Genomic DNA, 20,667 nt, shown 5'->3' with positions numbered 1-20,667 from the left:
GGACGACCTCGCTGGGCGGCCCGCCAGGCCCGCGATGAGTAGTTGGGCTAGCCCCTGGAGCGCGCCTCCGGGGGAGGGGATTAAGCTCCACGTGGTTGTCCGGCAATCAGGAAGGACGCTGCAACCGTGAGCCGCCCTCAGCACCTCAAGGCCGTCCGCCTGCGGTTGATCCCGGCCGCACTCGGGCTCGGCGCCGTCGTCGCCCTCGCAGGGTGCAGTGCCGGTCAGGTGACCGAGACCGACACCCAGGTCGCCGCCGTCAACGGCGGCAGCGGCGACGTGAAGGACGTCGCCGTGCGCGACGCTACCCTGACCTTCCCGTCCGACGCCTCCTTCTACCCGGCCGGCGCGTCGGCACCGATGGAGCTGGTGCTGGCCAACCAGGGCCCGGACGACCGGCTCGTCTCGGTCGCCAGCCCCTACGCGGCCTCGGCGACGGTGAGCGGCGAGACCAGCCTGCCCACCAACTCCGCGCTGCACGCGCTCGGCGGGAACGAGCAGCTCGACCCCGGCGAGGACGCCCGCACGGTGAAGATCACCCTGCAGGGCCTCAAGCAGCAGGTCGGCGCGGGCGTGACCGTCCCGGTCACCTTCACCTTCGAGAAGGCGGGCCAGGTCACCGTCCAGGTCCCGCTCGGCAAGGACCACAACCCGCGCCCCGAGCACGGCAACCCGCCGGCCGAGGGCGAGAGCGCCGGGCACTGACGCCCCCGGTCGCCGCCCCGGGCGGCCGATCACACCTCGCGCGAGGCCCCGGATCGCAGGTCGCGGTCCGGGGCCTCGGTGTGTCGGGAGGACCGGAGCCGGTGATCGTCGGGGACGGCGTCTAGCCTCGCCGCGTGGCCTCCAAGACCCGATCTCCCCGCCCCGCCTACCGCTGCGCCGATTGCGGCCACGAGGTCGCCAAGTGGGTCGGTCGCTGCCCCTCCTGCCAGGCCTGGGGCACGATCGACGAGACCGCCCCGGCCCGCCCGGCGCTGGCCAAGGTCTCCGCAGGCGCCCCGTCGACGCCCGCGCGCCCGATCGCCGAGGTCGACCTGGACTCGGCGCGCTCGGTGTCCACCGGCATCGGCGAGCTGGACCGGGTGCTCGGCGGCGGGATCGTGCCCGGCGCGGTGGTGCTGCTGGCCGGCGAACCAGGTGTGGGCAAGTCCACACTCCTGCTCGAGGTCGCGCACCGCTGGGCCTCGGGCGAACCGCCGGGCCCCTCGCTCTACGTCACCGGCGAGGAGTCGGCGGGGCAGGTGCGGCTGCGCGCCGAGCGCACCGACTCGGTGCACCCCGAGCTGTTCCTCGGCGCCGAGAGCGACCTCTCGGCGGTGTTCGGGCACGTCGACGCGGTCAAGCCCGGGCTGCTCATCGTGGACTCGGTGCAGACCGTGCAGTCCGCCGAGGCCGAGGGCACGCCGGGCGGCGTGACCCAGGTGCGCGCGGTGACCACGGCGCTGGTGGCGCTGGCCAAGGAGCGCGGGCTGCCGGTGGTGCTGGTCGGCCACGTCACCAAGGACGGCGCGGTGGCCGGCCCGCGGGTGCTCGAGCACCTGGTGGACGTGGTGCTGCAGTTCGAGGGCGACCGGCACTCCTCGCTGCGGATGCTGCGCGGGGTGAAGAACCGCTTCGGCCCGGCCGACGAGGTCGGCTGCTTCGAGCAGCAGGACGACGGGATCGCCGAGGTCCCCGACCCGTCCGGGCTGTTCATCAACCGGCAGGAGACCGCGGTCGACGGGACCGCGGTGACGGTCATGGTCGAGGGCAAGCGGCCGCTGCTGGTCGAGGTCCAGGCGCTGACCATGAAGACCGAGATGGCGATGCCGCGCCGCTCGGTGAGCGGGCTGGACTCGGCGCGGGTGTCGATGATGCTGGCGGTGCTGGGCAAGCACGGGCACATCTCGACCGGCTCGCACGACGTGTTCGCCGCGACGGTCGGCGGCACCAAGATCGGCGAGCCCGCGGCGGACCTGGCGATCGCGATGGCGGTCGCCTCCTCGCAGACCGGCCGTCCGCTGCCGCCGAACCTGGTGCTCGTCGGCGAGGTGGGGCTGGCCGGGGAGATCCGCCGGGTCAACGGCGTGGGCCGGAGGCTGGCCGAGGCCGCCCGGCTGGGGTTCGACCGCGCGCTGGTCCCGCCCGACCCGGGTCCGCTGCCCAAGGGCGTGAAGGCGACCGAGGTGGCCACGCTCAAGGACGCGTTGAAGCTGGTGCGCGGCAAGCGCTCCGGCTGACTACTCGGCGACGACCTTGAACGGGGCGGGGTCGCTGGTGATCTCGCCGAGCTTGGCCACGGCGGTGTAGTCGCCGGGGGCGATGCGCTCGCGGATCGGACCGCAGTCGGGGGTGGAGGTCAGGCCGGGCCACACGACGTCGTTGCGAACGGGCTGGCCGGGCCGCAGCAGGGGCTTCTCGTTGGTGGACTCGATGACGCAGTCGTTGCTGCCCCAGACGTGCTTCCCATCGGGGCCGAGGACCTCGATCTCGCGCTGCACGCGGTTGAGATCGCGCACGCAGGGCCGCTGGCCGGTGTTGGTGACGACTAGGCCGAGGCTGATCTTCTCGCCGGTCTTGAAGCTGGGGCGACCGACCTCGGCGGCGACGCGGATCGCGTCGTCCGGGCATTCCGGCGGTGGCGCCGCGGCCTGCTCGGCAGGGGGCTTCTCCGCCGGTTTCGAGGCGGTGGCCGGCGCGGCTAAGCGCTCGGTGGCTTCGGGCTCGGCGCCGCCGAACAGCAGCGCCAGGCACCAGCCGAGCAGGACCGTGACCGTCAGCGCCAGCGCGAGCGCGATCGCCCGGCGTCGCCAGTAGACCGTGGGCGGGAGCGGACCGTTCGGATCAAGCACGCACCGAAGGTAACCCGATCACTACTCCGAATGGCCGCTCAAATGATCGCCCGATCGGGCGCATCACTGATCGTTGACGCGAGAATCTCCCTCACGAGCCGATGTTCACCCACGCGCACAGCGTGAACTCGCCGCCCCGGACAGGCGACGGCGCACTCCCCCGCGTTCTCCCCCTCGGATTCGCCCACGGCGCGATCGTCGCAGGTGGTCGCGGGTATTCTGGTTCCAGCATGGTCGAGGTTTGCGGATCACCCAACGTGATCGACTCGGGCTTGCTGCGGCGGCCCGCGGGGCGCCTGGCAGGATCGGCATCGCCATGAACAGTCCCACCACCTCCGCCGACACCCGGCTCGACCTCGACGAGCTCGTCGACTGGTTCGCGCGCACCGCCCGCCCGCTGCCCTGGCGGTCCGCCGGGGTGACCGGCTGGGGCGTGCTGGTCAGCGAGACGATGCTGCAGCAGACCCCGGTCAACCGCGTCCAACCGATCTGGGAGGAGTGGATGCGGCGCTGGCCGCGCCCCTCCGACCTGGCCGCCGAGCCGCAGGGCGAGGTGCTGCGCGCCTGGGGCAAGCTCGGCTACCCGCGCCGCGCGCTGCGGCTGCACGAGGCCGCCGCCCGGATCGCCGCCGAGCACGGCGACGTCGTGCCCTCCGACGTGGACGTGCTGCTCGCGCTGCCCGGCATCGGCACCTACACCGCCCGCGCCGTCGCCGCGTTCGCCTACGGGAAGCGGGCCCCGGTGGTCGACACCAACGTCCGGCGCGTGGTGGCCCGCGCCGTGCACGGCGCCGGCGACGCCGGACCGCCCTCGACCAAGCGCGACCTCGCCGACGTCGAAGCGCTGCTCCCCGAGGAGGACACCACCGCGGCGAGGCTGTCGGCAGCGCTGATGGAGCTCGGCCAGGTGGTGTGCACGGTCCGCTCGCCGCGCTGCGCCGAGTGCCCGATCGCCGCCGACTGCGCCTGGCAGCACGCGGGCCGGCCGGCCTACGCGGGACCGCCGAAGAAGGTGCAGAAGTTCGCCGGCACCGACCGCCAGGTGCGCGGCAAGCTGCTGGACGTGCTGCGCGGCTCCGAGGGCCCGGTCGAGCGCGAACGCCTCGACGCGGTGTGGTCCGACGCCGGGCAGCGGGATCGCTGCCTGGACTCGCTGCTGGTCGACGGCCTGGTCGAGCAGACCGACGACGGGCGCTTCGCGTTGCCCGGGGAGCGCTGATGGCCGAGGCCCTGGCGTTCTTCTTCGACGAGGAGTCCGAGCGGGAGCTGCGGCGGCTGCGGCGGCGGTTGTCCGACGCCGGCGTCCCGGTCGGCGACCAGCGGCCGAACCTGGTGCTGGCCTCGGCGGGCGCGATCCCGGCCGCGGCGCGCAAGGCGCTGCGCGCCGAGCTGCGCCTGCTGTCCATCCCCGACCTGTGGCTGCAAACGCTGGGCACGCTGCCCGGCGAGGAGCGGTCGTTGCTGCTCGGCGCGGTGGTCGACGCCGAGCTGCTGGCGGTCCACTCCGCGGTGCACGACGTGCTGGCGGGCAAGGTCCGCAGCCCGTCGGCCTACTACTTCCCGGGCGCATGGATCCCCTGCCTGCCGCTCGCCCGGGGCATCTCCGAGCGGCAGCTGGCCGAGGGCTTCGCGGCCCTGCTGCCGCCGGAACCGGTGCGCGCGGCGGTCGCCGAGCTCGGCGTGATCGACACCCGCACCGGAGAGGCCGAGATCGTGCGCTGAGCACGGGTCCCCTTCCGCATCGGACGTCGCCTTCTCTCATCAAAAGGCGACCCGGCGCGTCCGGTGGTCGATCTCCGGTTGCCGATCTTCCCGGTAGCGGCCACTTTGGACGCACCGAGGGGAGGATGCGGATGTACGTCCACGGCGTGAGCATCCTGGGGCAGGGCGTCGCCGCCGAAGGCCCCGAAGGGCTGGTGTTCTCCGATCTCGACCTGCGCGTCGAACCCGGCTCGCTGACGGCCGTGACCGGGCCCGGCGGATCCGGGCGCACCGCCGCGCTGCTGGTGCTCTCCGGGCGGATGCGCGCCGTCGCGGGCTGGTTGGAGGTCGACGGCCACCGGTTGCCGCGCAAGGCCCGCAAGGTGCGCGGCCTGGTGCGACCGGCGCGGATCCGCCCCGGCTGCGAGCTGGAGGAGTGGCACACGGTGCGCGAGACGATCACCGAGCGCAAGCTGATCGGCGACGCCAACGCCAAGACCATCGACTCCGCGTTCGCGCTGGTCGGGCTGGACCTCGACCCGCACGACCTGATCGGCGAGCTGCCCGACGACGAGCAGCTGCTGCTCGCGGTCGCGCTGGCGGTGGCGGGCGCGCCCGGCGCGATCGTGGTCGACGACGTCGAGCGCGGGCTGCCCGCCGAGCAGCGCGCCCGGGTGTGGGCGGTGCTGCGCGACCTGACCCGGATCGGCATGACGGTGATCGCCTCGTCCACCGATCCGCCCCCGGGCGGGGCCGACGTGATCAGGCTGGCCGAGTGATGAAGGCGATCCGGCTCGCCTGGCTGGAACTGCGGCGCTTCCGCGGGCGGTTGCGCAGGTTGATCCCGATCGTGCTGATCACGATCCCGCTGCTCTACGGCGCGCTGTACCTGTGGTCGAACTGGGACCCCTACGGGCGCCTGGACCAGGTACCGGTCGCGGTGGTCAACAACGACGAGCCGGTGGACGCGCGCGGCGAGCACATCGACGCGGGCGCCATGTTCGTCGAGCGGCTCAAGGCCAACGACGTGTTCGCCTGGCACTTCGTGCGGCCGGGCACCGCGCGGCGCGGCCTGGAGGAAGGTCGCTTCTACTTCAGCATCGAGGTCCCCCGCGACTTCAGCGCCAAGCTCGCCGCCGCGGCCGACGGCGACCCGCAGCGCGCGCACGTGCGGATGGTCAAGAACGACGCGAACGGCTACATCGTCGGGATCATGGCCGACACCGTGCAGACCCGGCTGCAGGAGGAGATCAACGCCGCCGCGCACGCGGGCTACACGCGCGCGCTCTACGGCGAGATGGGCCGCATCCGGGAACGGCTGACCACCGCCTCCGAGGCCACCAAGCGGTTGGTGGGCGGCACCGAGCTCGCGCAGCAGGGCACCGATGGGCTGCGCCGCGGGCTGGCCGGGGTGCGCGACGGCACCGGCATGGTTTCCCGCGGCGCGCAGGACGTTTCGAGCGCGGTCGAGCAGCTGGACGCGCGGCTGAACGACATGGCCGACTTCGCCGCCGGGCAGCTGCCGGACGCGGTGAACGAGCTGGTGCACGCCAGCGAGGTCGCGGTCAACGCGCTGACCGGGATCTCCTCGGCCACCGACTCGGTGCGGCGCGACGCGGCCGACGGTGTCTCCGCGGTGCGCCAGCTCGGCGACCGGTACCCGCAGCTGCGCGGTGACCCCGCGTACCAGCAGGCGCTGCGCGCGGCCGGGCGCGCGTCGGAGAGCGCGAGCTCCGCCGACGCGGAGGCGCAGCGGGCGCTGGCCGACGCGACTCGCGCCAACCGGCAGGCGCTGGCGCTGCAGTCGAGCATCGGACCGCTGCAGCAGCGGGTCTGGTCGATGACCGCGCCGGTGGACACGTTGCGCACCGGCACCGGCGAGCTGGCCGCCGGGGCGAGCGCGATCAACGGCGGGATGGACACGCTGACCGCCAGCAGCGACACGCTGCGCACCGGGGCGGACCAGCTCAACGGCGGGTCCACCCAGCTGCAGAAGCTGGTCGACGACGCGCTGCGCAGACTCCCGCCGACCAACCCGACCGAGGTCGCCAAGGCCGCCGACGTGCTCGGCTCGCCGGCGAAGCTCAGCAACAGCAACCTCAACCCGGCGCACGTCTACGGCCGGGGGCTGGCACCGTTCTTCTTCGCCATCGCGCTGTGGGTGTTCGGGCTGTTCGCCTACCTGCTGCTGCGGCCGGTGAACCCGCGCGCGCTGGCCGATCGGGTCAACGCCTGGACGATCGCGCTCGCCGGGCTGCTGCCCGCGGCCGGGCTGGGCGTCGTGGGCGGGATGCTGCTGTTCGTGGTGGTCGACTACGGGCTCGGGCTCGCCCCGGTGCACCTGTGGTGGACCATCGGGCTGATCGCGCTCGGCGCGGTGGCCTTCACCGCCATCGACCACTTCCTGCGCACCACGCTGGGCACCATCGGCGATCTGATCTCGCTGGTGCTGCTGGTCCTGCAGCTCACCGCGGCGGGCGGGCTCTACCCGATGGAGACCAGCCCGGTGTTCTTCCAGGCCATCCACCCGTTCCTGCCGATGACCTACCTGATCGACGGGCTGCGCGTGACGATCTCCGGAGGCCTGACCGCCCACCTGGTCCGGGACGCGGTGGTGCTCGGCGGCATCCTGGTCGTCTTCCTGCTGGCCACCACGATCGCGGTGCAACGCAGGAGGATGTGGACCATCGGCCGGCTCCACCCGCAGCTGGAGCTCGCCTGACCCGCGACCGCCCGCGCGACTCGCGGCACCGCCGTGCGGCGCGGGCGCGCGGGGCGGGACGCTCGTAGGGTGGCGGCATGGCCGTTGTGAAGATCAATGCTATCGAGGTGCCCGAGGGTTCCGGGCCGGAGCTGGAGAAGCGGTTCGCCGCGCGGCACGGCTCGGTGGACAGCGCGCCCGGATTCCTCGGGTTCGAGCTGCTGCGCCCGGTCAAGGGCGAGAACCGCTACTTCGTCTACACCCGCTGGGAGTCCGAGGAGGCCTTCCAGGCCTGGGCCAGCGGCCCGGCCAAGGAAGCCCACGCGGGCGAGGCGAAGAACCCGGTCGCCACCGGTTCCAGCCTGCTGGAGTTCGAGCTCATCCAGGAGTCCAAGCCGCAGGAGTGATCTCCGGCGCCCGGCCCGGCGGTCGGGGGTTCGTCCGCGCGACGAGCCCCCGACCGCCGACTCAGGGCATCACCCGCAGGGTGACCAGCACCGCCCGGTGATCGCTGCCCGGGACGTCGAGCACCCGGTAGTGCTCCGGGCGAATGTTGCCCGAGGTGAGCACGTGATCGATGGTCACCGGCGGCGGGAACCAGCCGGACGGCCAGGTGGGCAGCAGTCCCTGCCCGGTCGCCGCCGCGGCGTCGGTGTAGCCGCGCCCGATGAACTCCCGCATCCGGGTCAGGTCGAGGGTCGCGTTGAAGTCGCCGGCGAGCACCCGCGCCCGGTCGGTGCGCGACGGTCCGGGAAGCGCGCGCAGGTCCTGCTCCCAGGTCCCGGTGCCGGACTCGCCCATCGGCCAGAACGCGTGCACCGCGGTCAGCTCCACGTCGCGCCCCGGCAGGTCCACCAGCGCCGAGGGCTGAGCCAGCACCGTCTCCGGCATCTCGCCGAGCTCGCGCAGCGGGTACCGCGAGACGATCCCGGTTCCCTCCCCCGCCGGCCCCGGGTGCAGCACCCGGTGGGGAAGCTCGGCGAACAGCCCGGCGGCCTCCAGCCGGGAGACCAGCTGCGGGGTGAGCTCCTGGACGCTGAGCACGTCGATCCGGTTGCGGCGCACCTCGGCCGCGATCCGCTCGGCGTCCGCGCGACCGAGGTAGGCGTTGAACGACATCACCTTCAGCGGCGCGCCCGCCGCGGGCGGCACCTCGTCGGGCAGCGCGCGCGGAACCACGTAGTAGCTCAGCGCGGCGACCACCAGCGCCACCACCAGCACGTTCAGCCAGCGCCGCAGGAGCAGCGCGATCAGCAGCAGCACCGCGCCGGCGACCACCGCGTACTGGGTCAGCGCGGCCACCGCGACGGTGTAGCGGTCGCGGTCCAGCGAGGCCAGCGACAGCGCGGCCCAGCCGCAGAGCGCCAGCGTCAGCAGGGTCAGCAGCGCGGTCGCGCAGCCACCGCCGCGCTTGCGCGGCAACTCCTCGTCCTCCACGCCGACCATCCTGCCGTGCGGATCGGAGCTCATTCGCGGGGTTCGATGAAGCTGCGGACCATGCTGGGGAAGATCTCGGTGAACAAGGCGCTCTGCGTGGTCGCCTTGACCCCGGTGAACGCGGTGCGCTCCAGCTCGGCCTCGTAGACCGAGGTCAGCGCGCGCACCGCGTCCTTGGCGTCGACCACGATGCGCAGGTCGAGCCGGTCCAGCGCGCGCAGCATCAGATCGGCCACGGCATCGTTGAGCCGCTCCAGGTGCTCGCCCGCGCGCTCGCGCAGCTGCGGATCGCGCAGCGCGTGCGCGCGGAACTCGGTGACCAGCAGGTACCAGTTCTGGTCGGCGATCAGCGACTCGGCGCAGGCGGCGCCGACCTTGACGATGGCCTCGTGCAGGTCGCGCTCGTCCTCGATGCCCAGCGCGATGACCTGGTCGACGATGTCCTGGGTGCGCTGGATGCGCAGCGCCATCTCCTCCTCGTAGACGGCGAGGAAGAGGTCCTCCTTGGTGTCGAAGTTCGAGTAGAACGCCCCTCGGCTGTACCCGGCGGTCTCGCAGATCAGCTCGACCGGGGTGTCTCGGATGCTGTGCTCGGCGAACACCTCGCGAGCGGCGTCGACGAGTCGTCGCCGCGTCTCCGCGCGTCGCCGTGTTTCCCGCTGGCGCGGTTGACCGGTCATGGTCACCAATTCTCCCGCTTGGTGTTTCGGCTCACAGTTGCCCGTGGTCACGAGCTGGGTGGATCTCGGGAACTATACAGTCTGCATCGCATACACCGTGTATCGAGCGCGTGCGGGAGTGTTCCGGTTGTCTTCGTTGCTTTACCGGTTAGCGCGGGCCGTGGTCCGCGGCCGAGGCTGGGTGCTGGTCGGCTGGCTGGCTCTGCTGGCCGTGCTGGGCGCGGGCGCGGCGTTCTTCCAGCAGGGGATGGAGACCGAGTTCGAGATCCCCGGAGCCGAGTCGCAGGACACGCTCGACCACCTGAACAACGTCTTCCCGCAGATGAGCGGCTCGCGCGCGCAGCTGGTGGTGACCGCGCCCGACGGGCAGCGCATCGACTCGCCGCAGGCCCGCGCGGCCGTCGAGGACGCGGTGCACGAGATCGAGGGCTGGGACGGCGTCTCGGCGGTGATGAACCCGTTCGCCGACATCGTCGACGACCAGATCTCGCCGGACGGCAGCACCGCGCTGATCAACGCGCAGTTCGAGGCGCAGGCCACCCAGGTCCCGCAGTCGGCCAAGGACGCGCTGGTGCGCGAGACCGGCGAGCTGGAGCAGCGGCTCGGCCCGGGCAGCGAGGCGCACGTCGGCGGTGAGGTCTTCTCGATGAACGTGCCCTCGGTGGGCATGACCGAGGCCGTCGGCGTGGTGATCGCGCTGCTGGTGCTGCTGCTCATGCTGCGCTCGCTGGTGGCCGCGGTGATGCCGCTGATCACCGCGCTGGTCGGCGTCGGCGTGTCGATGACCTTCGTGCTGCTGTGCACCGCGTTCACCACGGTGTCCTCGGCCGCGCCGATGCTGGGCATGATGCTCGGCCTCGCGGTCGGCATCGACTACTCGCTGTTCATCGTCTCCCGGCACCGCGAGCAGCTGGCCGAGGGCGTGGAGGTCCGCGAGTCGATCGCCCGCTCGGTGGCCACCGCCGGATCCGCGGTGATCTTCGCCGGGATGACGGTGATCATCGCCCTGCTGGCGCTGGCGGTCCCCGGCATCCCGTTCCTGACCACGATGGGCGTGCTGGCCGGGGTCGCGATCGCGGTGGGCGTCGGCGTGGCGCTGACCATGATCCCGGCGCTGCTGGCCTTCGCCGGCGAGCGGCTGCGGCCCGAGCGACCGCGCAGCACCCGGCCGCGCCGGAAGTTCGGGCTGGTCTGGGTGCGCGCGGTCACCAAGGCGCCGCTGCTGACCGTGGTCGTCGTGGTCGCCGGGCTCGGCCTGTGCGCGATCCCGGCCGCCGACCTGCGGCTGTCGGTGCCCGACGCCGGCGCGCAGCCGGTGGGCACCCCGGCGCGGGACACCTACGACGCGGTCGCCGAGCACTTCGGCCCCGGCTACAACAGCCCGCTGATCGTCACCGCCGACGTCATCGGCAGCAAGGACCCGCTGGGCATGATCAACGGGATGGCCGACGAGATCCGCGAGCTGCCCGGCGTGGCCGCGGTCCCGATGGCCACCCCGAACGAGACCATCGACACCGGGATCATCCAGGTGGTGCCCACCACCGGCGGCGAGGCGCCGCAGACCGAGGACCTGGTGCACCGGCTGCGCGACATGAGCCCGCACTTCGAGCAGGAGTACGGCTCCGGGATCAAGGTCACCGGCATGACCGCGGTGGGCATCGACCTCTCGGAGAAGCTCAGCGACGCGCTGCTGCCCTTCGGGATCATCGTGGTCGGCCTGACGCTGGTGCTGCTGGCGATGGTGTTCCGCTCGGTGTGGGTGCCGATCAAGGCCGCGCTGGGCTACCTGCTGTCGGTGGGCGCGACCTTCGGCGCCACCGCGTTCGTGTTCAACCAGGGCCACCTGGCCGGTCCGCTGAACATCTCGCACGTCGGCGGCGTGATCAGCTTCCTGCCGCTGCTGCTGATGGCGATCCTGTTCGGCCTGGCGATGGACTACGAGGTGTTCCTGGTCTCCCGGATGCGGGAGGACTTCTCGAAGCACGGCGACGCCCGCCGGGCCATCGAGTCCGGGTTCGCCAACGTCTCCCCCGTCGTGCTCGCCGCCGCGGTGATCATGATCGCGGTGTTCGCGGCGTTCGTCCCGCACGGCGACAGCAACATCAAGCCGATCGCCTTCGGCCTGGCCGTCGGCGTGTTCGTGGACGCCTTCCTGGTGCGCATGACGCTGGTGCCCGCGGTGATGGCGCTGCTGGGCGACAAGGCCTGGTGGCTGCCCGGCGTCCTGGCCCGCAAGCTGCCCGAGCTCGACGTCGAGGGCGAGGCGCTGCAGCACGAGCTGCGGCTGGCCGGCTGGCCGGGCAACGACGAGGTGATCAGCGCGCGCGGACTGGCGGCGCACGACGACCGCGGCGAGTCGGTGGTCGGCAACGTGAACATCGCCCTGCGCCCCGGCGGCGTGCTGGCGGTCGCCGGCTCGAACGCGGAGGCCTCGGCGCTGCTGCACGCGCTGGGCGGCCGGGTTCGCGCGGTGCGCGGCGACCTGCGGGTGCTCGGGTACCTGCTGCCGCAGCGCGCCCGCGCGGTCCGCCCCCGGGCCGAGCTGGTGCGCTGCCGCGACTCCGCGGCGCCCGCCGCCGAGATCGCCGCGGCGATCGACGAGGGCGTGCCGCTGGTGCTCGTCGACGAGCTGGACGCGGTCGCCGACGGCCGGCAGCGCGCCGACATCGCCGACCTGATCGCGTCGGCCCCGGGCGTGACCTTCGTGGTCACGCACCAGAACCCCGCTCTCACCGACGGTCTGCTGCCCGCGGACCGGTCGAGCTCGTTGCGGCTCTCCGCGCGGACCGAGGCTCCGGCGGCCGGTCGTCTCCTGGAGGTTTGAGGCAAGTGCTGAACCCGTTCACGCGCGCGACCCGCCGAGCCGGCGGCTCGGTGGGCAAGCGCACCTGGTTAGGTCTGATCCTGGTTCCGGTGCTGATCGTGGGCCTGCTCGGCTTCGCGTTCTGGGCGCCGATGTCCGCGCACGGCTCGGCGAAGGTCGCGGTGGTCAACGCCGACGAACCGACCGAGATCGACGGGCAGCTTGCGCCGCTGGGCCGCGAGATGGCCGCGAAGCTGGTCAACAGCACCGACACCGGCTACGACTGGCAGATCACCGACTCCTCGGACGCCGAGGACGGCCTGGCCTCCGGCCACTACGCCGCGGCCGTGTTCATCCCCGAGGAGTTCTCCAGCAACACCGCCTCGGCGATGACCGGCGAACCGATGGACGCCACGCGCGCCGACGTGCGGGTGCGGACGTCCCCGGCGGCCGACCCCGCCGACGCGGCCGCGGTCGACGCGGCGGCGCGCAAGAGCGTGGCCAGGTTCAACCGGCAGATCGTCGAGCAGCTGCTCGACGGCTTCTACGGCGGCTTCGCCCAGATGCACGACCAGATGGGCAGCGCGGTCGACGGGGCGCGGCAGCTGGCCGACGGCAGCGACCAGCTCGCCGACGGCGCCGGGCAGCTCGCGGGCGGGACCTCCGAGCTCGCCACCGGCTCCGGGCAGCTCGCCGACGGCGCCCACCAGCTGGCCGGCGGTTCGCAGCAGCTCGCGGGCGGGCTGGGCCAGCTGTACGCGCAGGTCGAGCAGATGCCCGAGCAGACCGACAAGCTCGCCGACGGCGCCGAGCAAGTGGCCGCGGGCAACCGTCAGATGGCCGACCAGTTCGTGCCGCTGGCCGACAAGATCATCACGGTCACCGACAAGATGCCCACGGAGTCCAGCGCCGCCGAATCGCTGGCCCAGCTGGCCGACCGGTGCGCGCCGTCCGGGACGTCGCTGGAGCTGTGCCGGAAGCTGCGCGAGCAGGCCGAGGCGCTGCAGCAGCGCGAGGGCGCGCTGGACTCGCTCAAGCAGCAGATCCAGCAGCCCGCCAAGCAGATGAAGCAGGGCATGGAGGGCCTCGCCCACGGCTCCGAGCAGGTCGCCGAGGGCAACCGGATGCTCGCCGAGAACTCCCAGCAGCTCGTCGACGGCATCGGGCAGCTCAACGCGGGCGCGCAGCAGCTGGCCGGGGGCAGCGGCCAGCTCGCCGGCGGGCTCGACCAGTTCCACGGCGGCGTGCAGCAGCTCGACTCCGGCGCGCAGCAGCTGGCCGGGGGCAGCCAGCAGGTCGCCGAGGGCAACCGGCAGATGGCCGACCAGATGGGCGCGGGCGTCGACGACATCCCGAACTACGACGAGGCCGAGCGCGCCCACCTCAAGGAGGTGGCCGCCAGCCCGGCCGCGCTGGAGTCGAGCCTCCCGGGCTTCGGCAAGTCGCTGATCGCGCTGCTGGTGGCCATCGCGTTCTGGACCGCGGCGCTGGGCGTCTACGCGGTCACCCGCGCGATCCCCGGCGACGCCGCGACCTCGCGGAAGTCGACCTGGCGGCTGGTGCTGAGCTCGCTGGCGCCGGGCGCCGCGGTGGCGACGGTCGCGGCGATCGCGGTCAGCGCCGCGCTGGCACCGTTCCTCGGGCTGGGCTTCGGCTCCTGGGCGGCCTTCGCCGGGGTGACGCTGCTGGCGGCGCTGGCGTTCGTGGCGGTCAACCAGGCGCTGGTGGCGGTCCTCGGGTCGATCGGCCGGGTGGTGTCGATCGCGGTCCTGGTGCTGGCCGCGGCCACCGGGGTGATCTCCACGGTGCCCGGCGTGCTGGAAACCGTCGGCGCGCTGCTGCCCACCCGGGGCGCGGTGCAGGCGCTGTCCGCGATCGTCACCGGCGGCACCGGGGCGGCCGGGGGCATCGCGCAGCTGCTCGGCTGGCTGGTCGCGGGGGTACTGGTGTTCGCGCTGGCCGTGGACCGGGCCCGCACCGTCCCGGCCAGGGACCTCCGCCGCACGCTCCCGACCCCGACGGTCCGCCGAACCGCCTGGTAGACCAGCCACTTCCCGGTTCCGTCGAAGGTCCCCGCGCGCGGCGCTGCGCGCGGGGACCTCTGATGCGAAAAGGGTCGCGCCGCTCGCGCGGTGCGTGGTGGAGATCACTCCGCTTTCGGGCGTGTTGGGGTTGAGGGCTGGGAGGATGGGTGGGGACGGACTTGACCTTCCAGCCCGCCTCACCGGAGATCCCGAACATGGAACTGACGACACCGGCCGCCGCTTCCACCGAACCGACCGGGTTCGCCGGGTGGGTGGTGAACGTGATGGAAGCGCTCGGGGGACCGGGCGCGGGGCTGATCATCGCGCTGGAGAACCTGTTCCCGCCGGTGCCCTCCGAGCTGGTCCTGCCGCTGGCGGGCTTCACCGCCGGCCAGGGCGGCATGTCGCTTATCGGCGCGATCCTGTGGACCACGCTCGGCTCGTTGCTCGGCGCGCTGGCGCTGTACTGGGTCGGCGCGAAGCTGGGCCGGGAGCGCACCAGGTCGCTGGCCGCACGCCTGCCGCTGATCAAGCTGTCCGACGTGGACAAGACCGAGGCCTGGTTCGCCAAGCACGGCACCAAGGCGGTCTTCTTCGGCCGGATGCTGCCGCTGTTCCGCAGCTTCATCTCGGTGCCCGCGGGCGTGGAGCGCATGCGCCTGAGCACCTTCGCGCTGCTGACCACCCTGGGCAGCCTGGTGTGGAACACGGCGTTCGTGATCGCCGGCTACTTGCTGGGGCAGAACTGGCACCTGGTGGAGCACTACGCGGGCCTGCTCTCCCGCGCGGTCGTGCTGACCTCCCTGCTGACCGTGGCGGTGTTCCTGGCCGTGCGGGTGCGCAACAACCGGCGCGAGCGCGCCGCGGCGGAGGCCCCCACGATCCAGCTCGCCCGCGTGCCGGTCTCGGAATCCCCCACCGAGGAGATCCGCCGGATCGACTGACCCGGCGGATCACCCGGGCTACTCCTCCACCAGGCGCACGACGCCGGTCGCCCCGTCGACCGAGATGAGCTGGCCGGTGCGGATCTCCGTGGTGGCGTCCCGGACGCAGATCACCGCGGGCAGGCCGTACTCCCTGGCCACCGTGGGCCCGTGCGCCACCGGGGAACCGGTCTCGGTGACCAGCCCGCCCGCGGTCATGAACAGCGGCGTCCAGCCCGGGTCGGTGGTCGGCGCGACCAGGATCTCGCCCGGTTCCAGGCGCGCCCCCACCGGATCGCGCACCACCCTGGCCCGGCCGGTGACCTCGCCCGGCGCGGCGCCCATGCCGAGCAGCGCGCCCGGCTCGGCCGCGGGCGGCGGCGCGGCGGCCTCCAGATCGGTGCCGTCGGAGAGCACCACCATCGGCACCCGGGTGCGCCGCAGCTCGCGCTGGTGGGTGCGGCGCCGCTGGACGACCAGCTCGCGCTGGTCCGCCCCGGCCACCGCCGCGCGCGCCTCGCGCAGGTCCAGGAACACGACGTCCTCGGCGCGCTCCAGCAGCCCCCGCTCGGCCAGCTCGGCACCGACCAGCAGCAGCTGCTCGCGCATCGAAGCCAGGACGTGCAGCCAGCCGAACTTGCCCAGCTCGCGGAGTCCGGTGAGCTCGCGGCTGCGGCGCATCGCGAACTCGGCGAGCCTGCCGCGGATCGGCCGGGTCCGGCGGGCCCGGCGCACCAGCTCCTCCAGCTTGGCCTCGGCGTCGGCGGCGGCCCGCTCGAAGCGCCGCTGCGGGGACATCTCGGGGTCGGTGATCCGCAGGTAGTTCGCGATCGTGGTGAACACCGGGGTCGGGTCCTCGCCCCAGCGCGGCACCCCGATGTCGACCTCCGCGGCGGCGCGGTGCCCGTAGGCGGCCAGGAACTCCGCGAGCCCGATCTCCGGGAGCGCGCCCTCCCGGTACATCGCGGTCAGCTCCTCGGCCGGCGTCTCGGCGAACAGCTCCCGATGCCGCTCGTCGATGCCCTCGGCCAGCCGCCACAGCCCCAGGTCCATCTGCGTGGTGACGTTGTGCGGCAGCCCGCCGAGCACGGTGTTCAGCTCCGCTTCCGAGGCCACTCCCTTGAGCAGCGCCGAGGGGAGCGTCCCGGCCAGGATCCCGGCGAACAGCGGCCACATCAGCCCGTCCACGTCGCGGCCGACCATGAAGTGCCGCTGCACCTGCTCGGCGAACCGCAGCCGCTCGGCCGCGGTCATCCCGGCGGGAGCGATCGCGCTGGCGCGCAGCCGCTCGGTGGCGGCGAACGCGCGCTCGCGGGCGGACGCCGGGCGGGCGAACGCGCGCGGGATGCCCACCAGCGCGGGCAGCAGAACCCTGGTCTTGAACTTGACGATGCCGCGCAGCGTCGGCCGGAACGGCAGACCCGGCTGGGCGGCGAACCGCGGATCGGCCAGCAGCCGCTCGGTCATCTCGGCCATCCGCGGCCCGTAGATCGACATCGACTCCGGCAGCCGCCCGCGGGTCCACCTGCTGCGGATCATCCCGGTCAGGTCTCCGTAGAGCCTGCCGCCGATGTCCACGAACCCCGGCGTGCCGTCGACCGGGTCGCCCGTGCGCCCGAACATGCCGAAGTAGAGCGCGCAGGCGACCTTGATCGCCGACATGCCCATCGGCGTGCACGGGCGCAGCAGGCCCTGCATGTTGCCGAACTCGAAGTACGCGCGCGGCGCGGGCCTGCCGTTGTCCGGCGGCATCGGGAACAGCGTGGTGATCGCGCGCGACTGCAGCAGCCACAGCTCGCCGTCGGAGTCGATCGCCCACTCCACGTCCTGCGGGCTCCCGAAGTGCCGCTCGATCCGGGCCGCCGCCGCGCGCAGCGCGGACAGGTCCGCCCCGGTCAGGCAGCCGCCCGAGGTCTCGGGCGCGGATCCGTCGAGGACGTGGTGCTCCGGATTGGCCGAACCGTCGACCACCGCGGTGCCCAGCCCGGCCACCGCGTCCACGACCACCTCGGTGCGGCAGCCGGTGAGGGGGTTGGCGGTGAACAGCACGCCCGCGGCGCGCGGGGAGATCATGCGCTGCACCACGACGGCCATCCGCACGTCGTCCTCGGCGATGCCGTTGGCCGCGCGGTAGGCCACGGCGCGGTCGGTGAACAGCGAATCGCGGCAGTCGCGCACCGCGCGCAGCAGGTCCTCGGCACCGCGCACGTCGAGGTAGGTGTCCTGCTGACCCGCGAAGCTCGCCTCCGCCAGGTCCTCGGCGGTCGCGCTGGAGCGCACCGCCACCGGCCCGCCGCCCAGCGCGGCGTAGGCCTCGGCGAGCTCGCCCTCCGGCAGTTCGCCGTCGGCCAGGGCCTCGGTGGTCAGGCAGAACCCGGCCGGCACCCGCTCCCCCGCCGCGATCAGCTCGGCCAGTCCCGCGGCCTTGCCGCCGACCAGGTCGTGCATGCCGGGGTCGATCTCGGACAGCGCGATCACGTTCGCGCGCGCCGCTGCGCTCCGCCGGTCCATCGAAGCCTTCCTTCCCGCTCGGGTCCTCGTTGACTTCGCCGACCAGACTTCCCGGCACACCTATCCGGAGCCTACGCCTCCACACCGCTCCGGGGGACCCCCGTGGAACACGACTGCTCCCCGGGAGTCGGACTCCCGGGGAGCAGTTCGGTTCGCCGTCGCGCGCGGGTCAGGACTCGGAGTCGCCCTTGGACTCCTCCTCGCCCTGAGCGGAGACGCTCACCGGCGGGGCGTCCGGCACCGCCGACGGGCGGCTCTCACCGCGGAAGGTGAAGTGCGCCTTGTCATCGGAGCCCTCGCCTTCCCAGCCCTCGACGTCGACGATGACGATCTGACCGGGCTCGACCTCGCCGAACAGGATCTTCTCGGACAGCTTGTCCTCGATCTCCCGCTGGATGGTCCGGCGCAGCGGCCGCGCGCCCAGCACCGGGTCGAACCCGCGCTTGGCGAGCAGGCGCTTTGCCTTGTCGGTCAGCTCCAGGGACATGTCCTTGCCCTTGAGCGCCTTCTCCACGCGGCCCGCGAGCAGGTCGACCATCTGGACGATCTCGTTCTCGGTGAGCTGGTGGAAGACGATCACGTCGTCGATGCGGTTGAGGAACTCCGGCCGGAAGTGCTTCTTCATCTCCTCGTTGACCTTGGACTTCATCCGCTCGTAGTTGGACTCAGCGCCCTGACCACTGGAGAAGCCCAGGCCGACGGCCTTGGAGATGTCGCCCGTGCCGAGGTTGGAGGTGAAGATCAGCACCGTGTTCTTGAAGTCCACCGTGCGGCCCTGACCGTCGGTCAGGCGGCCGTCCTCCAGCACCTGCAGCAGGGTGTTGTAGATCTCGGTGTGGGCCTTCTCGATCTCGTCGAACAGGACCACCGAGAACGGCTTCCGGCGAACCTTCTCGGTGAGCTGGCCGCCCTCCTCGTAGCCGACGTACCCGGGCGGGGCGCCGAACAGCCGCGAGGCGGTGTAGCGGTCGTGGAACTCACCCATGTCGATCTGCACGAGCGCGTCGTCGTCGCCGAACAGGAACTGCGCCAGCGCCTTGGACAGCTCGGTCTTACCCACGCCGGACGGGCCGGCGAAGATGAACGAGCCGGAGGGGCGCTTCGGGTCCTTCAGGCCCGCGCGGGTGCGGCGGATCGCCTGGGACACGGCCTTGACCGCGTCGTCCTGGCCGATGATCCGCTTGTGCAGCTCGGTCTCCATGCGGAGCAGACGGGTGGTCTCCTCCTCGGTGAGCTTGAAGACCGGGATGCCGGTCCAGTTGGCCAGCACCTCGGCGATCTGCTCGTCGTCGACCTCGGCGACGACGTCCAGGTCGCCGGCCTTCCACTGCTTCTCCCGCTCCTCCTTCTGGCCGAGGAGCTGCTTCTCCTCGTCCCGCAGGCGGGCGGCCCGCTCGAAGTCCTGCGCGTCGATCGCGGACTCCTTCTCGCGGCGCACGTCGGCGATCTTCTCGTCGAACTCGCGCAGGTCCGGCGGAGCGGTCATCCGGCGGATGCGCATCCGGGCACCGGCCTCGTCGATCAGGTCGATCGCCTTGTCCGGCAGGTACCGGTCGTTGATGTAGCGGTCGGCCAGGCTCGCGGCCGAGGCCAGCGCGCCGTCGGTGATCGAGACGCGGTGGTGCGCCTCGTAGCGGTCCCGCAGACCCTTGAGGATCTCGACGGTGTGCTCCAGCGACGGCTCGCCGACCTGGATCGGCTGGAAGCGGCGCTCCAGGGCCGGGTCCTTCTCGACGTACTTGCGGTACTCCTCGAGCGTGGTGGCGCCGATGGTCTGCAGCTCACCGCGCGCCAGCATCGGCTTGAGGATGCTCGCGGCGTCGATCGCGCCCTCGGCGGCGCCCGCGCCGACCAGCGTGTGGATCTCGTCGATGAACAGGATGATGTCGCCGCGGGTCTTGATCTCCTTGAGCACCTTCTTCAGGCGCTCCTCGAAGTCACCGCGGTAGCGGGAACCGGCGACCAGCGAGCCCAGGTCGAGGGTGTAGAGCTGCTTGTCCTTGAGCGTCTCGGGCACCTCGCCCTTGACGACCTGCTGGGACAGGCCCTCCACGACCGCGGTCTTGCCGACACCGGCCTCGCCGATGAGCACCGGGTTGTTCTTGGTGCGCCGGGACAGGACCTGCATGATCCGCTCGACTTCCTTGTTCCGGCCGATGACCGGGTCGAGCTTGCCCTCGCGCGCAGCCTGGGTCAGGTTGCGGCCGAACTGGTCGAGCACCAGCGACGAGGACGGCGTGCCCTCGCCGCGCCCGCCGGCCTCCGCGGGCTCCTTGCCCTGGTAGCCGGACAGCAGCTGCAGCACCTGCTGCCGCACCCGGTTGAGGTCCGCACCGAGCTTGACGAGCACCTGGGCGGCGACGCCCTCGCCCTCGCGGATCAGCCCGAGCAGGATGTGCTCGGTGCCGATGTAGTTGTGGCCGAGCTGCAGCGCCTCCCGCAGCGACAGCTCCAGCACCTTCTTGGCCCGTGGGGTGAACGGGATGTGTCCGCTGGGGGCCTGCTGCCCCTGGCCGATGATCTCCTCGACCTGCTGGCGCACGCCCTCCAGCGCGATCCCCAGCGACTCCAGCGCCTTGGCGGCGACACCCTCACCCTCGTGGATCAAGCCCAGGAGAATGTGCTCGGTGCCGATGTAGTTGTGGTTGAGCATCCGGGCCTCTTCCTGGGCCAGGACAACCACCCGCCTCGCGCGGTCGGTGAACCTCTCGAACATTCGCACTCCCTGACTGCTGCGCCGGCGGTCTAGTTCCGGGACACGGCTTCAGCGCTACGCCGCTGTCCACGACGGGTTCAGCACTCTTGGGGACCACTGTAGTAGCCGACCCCGGTCGCGGTCCGTGCCCGCTGCACCACATTCTTGCCCGCCACCCCGACCAACGGCCCGCTGGCCTGCGAGATTCCTGATCTCGGAACATGTCCGCTGAGCGCGAACACCCCGGCCCCGCGGCGTCGATCACCCTGCGTGAGCACGGGCCTCGTTCCGAGCCTCCCGCGGCCGGGTGGATCCCAGTCGTCGGCTGCAACGCCCGGGTCGTGGCGGACGGGACGCC

The 20,667-nt window shown here is 72.5% G+C and carries 15 protein-coding genes; 10 read left to right on the top strand and 5 right to left on the bottom strand.

From position 1 onward, the window contains the following. Positions 1-126: 126 nt before the first annotated feature. Entirely contained in the window at positions 127-705 is a 579-nt protein-coding gene (locus ACFQRI_RS06965; RefSeq protein ID WP_380665721.1) for a copper chaperone PCu(A)C domain-containing protein, read from the top strand. A 134-nt stretch (positions 706-839) separates the two neighbouring features. Then, positions 840-2,222, top strand: a complete 1,383-nt coding sequence (gene radA, locus ACFQRI_RS06960) for a DNA repair protein RadA (RefSeq protein WP_380665719.1) — start codon at positions 840-842, stop codon at positions 2,220-2,222. Here radA and ACFQRI_RS06955 read toward each other — a convergent pair whose 3' ends face one another. After that, a complete protein-coding gene (locus tag ACFQRI_RS06955) occupies positions 2,223-2,834 on the bottom strand; it encodes a hypothetical protein (RefSeq protein WP_380665717.1) in 612 nt (203 codons plus the stop codon). It lies immediately after the preceding gene. Positions 2,835-3,150: 316 nt separating this feature from the next. Here ACFQRI_RS06955 and ACFQRI_RS06950 point away from each other — a divergent pair, with 316 nt between their 5' ends. From ACFQRI_RS06950 to ACFQRI_RS06930, 5 genes are all read left to right on the top strand, one after another. Further along, a complete protein-coding gene (locus tag ACFQRI_RS06950) occupies positions 3,151-4,053 on the top strand; it encodes an HhH-GPD family protein (protein ID WP_380665715.1) in 903 nt (300 codons plus the stop codon). Then, positions 4,053-4,556 (top strand): 2'-5' RNA ligase family protein, encoded by a 504-nt coding sequence (locus ACFQRI_RS06945; protein ID WP_380665713.1) that lies wholly within the window; start codon positions 4,053-4,055, stop codon positions 4,554-4,556. The genes ACFQRI_RS06950 and ACFQRI_RS06945 overlap by 1 nt, the downstream gene beginning before the upstream one ends. Positions 4,557-4,687: 131 nt before the next feature. Next, on the top strand, positions 4,688-5,314 hold the full coding sequence (locus tag ACFQRI_RS06940) for an ATP-binding cassette domain-containing protein (protein ID WP_380665710.1): 627 nt from the start codon (positions 4,688-4,690) through the stop codon (positions 5,312-5,314). Continuing rightward, positions 5,314-7,257: a YhgE/Pip family protein gene (locus tag ACFQRI_RS06935; RefSeq protein WP_380666412.1), complete on the top strand. Its 1,944-nt coding sequence runs from the start codon at positions 5,314-5,316 to the stop codon at positions 7,255-7,257. Before ACFQRI_RS06940 ends, ACFQRI_RS06935 begins: the two co-directional genes overlap by 1 nt. A gap of 77 nt (positions 7,258-7,334) precedes the next feature. Further along, entirely contained in the window at positions 7,335-7,643 is a 309-nt protein-coding gene (locus ACFQRI_RS06930; RefSeq protein ID WP_380665708.1) for an antibiotic biosynthesis monooxygenase family protein, read from the top strand. A gap of 61 nt (positions 7,644-7,704) precedes the next feature. Here ACFQRI_RS06930 and ACFQRI_RS06925 read toward each other — a convergent pair whose 3' ends face one another. Next, the gene (locus ACFQRI_RS06925) at positions 7,705-8,706 is read right to left on the bottom strand and encodes an endonuclease/exonuclease/phosphatase family protein (RefSeq protein WP_380665706.1); all 1,002 of its coding nucleotides are present in this window, start codon (positions 8,704-8,706) and stop codon (positions 7,705-7,707) included. After that, positions 8,703-9,353: a TetR/AcrR family transcriptional regulator gene (locus ACFQRI_RS06920; protein ID WP_380665704.1), complete on the bottom strand. Its 651-nt coding sequence runs from the start codon at positions 9,351-9,353 to the stop codon at positions 8,703-8,705. The genes ACFQRI_RS06925 and ACFQRI_RS06920 overlap by 4 nt, the downstream gene beginning before the upstream one ends. A 127-nt stretch (positions 9,354-9,480) precedes the next feature. Between ACFQRI_RS06920 and ACFQRI_RS06915 the strand changes: the two genes are divergently transcribed. The 3 genes from ACFQRI_RS06915 (at position 9,481) to ACFQRI_RS06905 (ending at position 15,124) form a co-directional block, all read left to right on the top strand. Next, positions 9,481-12,177 (top strand): MMPL family transporter, encoded by a 2,697-nt coding sequence (locus ACFQRI_RS06915; protein WP_380665702.1) that lies wholly within the window; start codon positions 9,481-9,483, stop codon positions 12,175-12,177. Between the two features lie 5 nt (positions 12,178-12,182). Further along, complete coding sequence (locus ACFQRI_RS06910) at positions 12,183-14,198, top strand: ABC transporter permease (protein ID WP_380665700.1); 2,016 nt, start codon at positions 12,183-12,185, stop codon at positions 14,196-14,198. A 197-nt stretch (positions 14,199-14,395) separates the two neighbouring features. Next, complete coding sequence (locus ACFQRI_RS06905) at positions 14,396-15,124, top strand: DedA family protein (RefSeq protein WP_380666410.1); 729 nt, start codon at positions 14,396-14,398, stop codon at positions 15,122-15,124. 18 nt (positions 15,125-15,142) lie between these two features. Here ACFQRI_RS06905 and ACFQRI_RS06900 read toward each other — a convergent pair whose 3' ends face one another. Both ACFQRI_RS06900 and ACFQRI_RS06895 read right to left on the bottom strand, forming a co-directional pair. Beyond that, positions 15,143-17,614 carry a PEP/pyruvate-binding domain-containing protein gene (locus tag ACFQRI_RS06900; protein WP_380665698.1) on the bottom strand — a complete coding sequence of 824 codons (2,472 nt, stop codon included), beginning with the start codon at positions 17,612-17,614 and terminating at the stop codon, positions 15,143-15,145. A 169-nt stretch (positions 17,615-17,783) separates the two neighbouring features. After that, a complete protein-coding gene (locus ACFQRI_RS06895) occupies positions 17,784-20,330 on the bottom strand; it encodes an ATP-dependent Clp protease ATP-binding subunit (RefSeq protein ID WP_380665696.1) in 2,547 nt (848 codons plus the stop codon). Between the last annotated feature and the right edge of the window lie 337 nt (positions 20,331-20,667).

Source organism: Saccharopolyspora griseoalba (assembly GCF_042665275.1).
Taxonomy (GTDB): domain Bacteria; phylum Actinomycetota; class Actinomycetes; order Mycobacteriales; family Pseudonocardiaceae; genus Saccharopolyspora; species Saccharopolyspora griseoalba.
This window is presented reverse-complemented; position numbering and strand designations above follow the sequence as displayed.

Coding starts and splice junctions, on each gene's coding strand:
- ACFQRI_RS06950 (WP_380665715.1), top strand. CDS start 3,151: ATGAACAGTCCCACCACCTCCGCCGACACCCGGCTCGACCTCGACGAG.
- ACFQRI_RS06945 (WP_380665713.1), top strand. CDS start 4,053: ATGGCCGAGGCCCTGGCGTTCTTCTTCGACGAGGAGTCCGAGCGGGAG.
- ACFQRI_RS06940 (WP_380665710.1), top strand. CDS start 4,688: ATGTACGTCCACGGCGTGAGCATCCTGGGGCAGGGCGTCGCCGCCGAA.
- ACFQRI_RS06935 (WP_380666412.1), top strand. CDS start 5,314: ATGAAGGCGATCCGGCTCGCCTGGCTGGAACTGCGGCGCTTCCGCGGG.
- ACFQRI_RS06930 (WP_380665708.1), top strand. CDS start 7,335: ATGGCCGTTGTGAAGATCAATGCTATCGAGGTGCCCGAGGGTTCCGGG.
- ACFQRI_RS06925 (WP_380665706.1), bottom strand. CDS start 8,706: ATGAGCTCCGATCCGCACGGCAGGATGGTCGGCGTGGAGGACGAGGAG.
- ACFQRI_RS06920 (WP_380665704.1), bottom strand. CDS start 9,353: ATGACCGGTCAACCGCGCCAGCGGGAAACACGGCGACGCGCGGAGACG.
- ACFQRI_RS06905 (WP_380666410.1), top strand. CDS start 14,396: ATGGAACTGACGACACCGGCCGCCGCTTCCACCGAACCGACCGGGTTC.
- ACFQRI_RS06900 (WP_380665698.1), bottom strand. CDS start 17,614: ATGGACCGGCGGAGCGCAGCGGCGCGCGCGAACGTGATCGCGCTGTCC.
- ACFQRI_RS06895 (WP_380665696.1), bottom strand. CDS start 20,330: ATGTTCGAGAGGTTCACCGACCGCGCGAGGCGGGTGGTTGTCCTGGCC.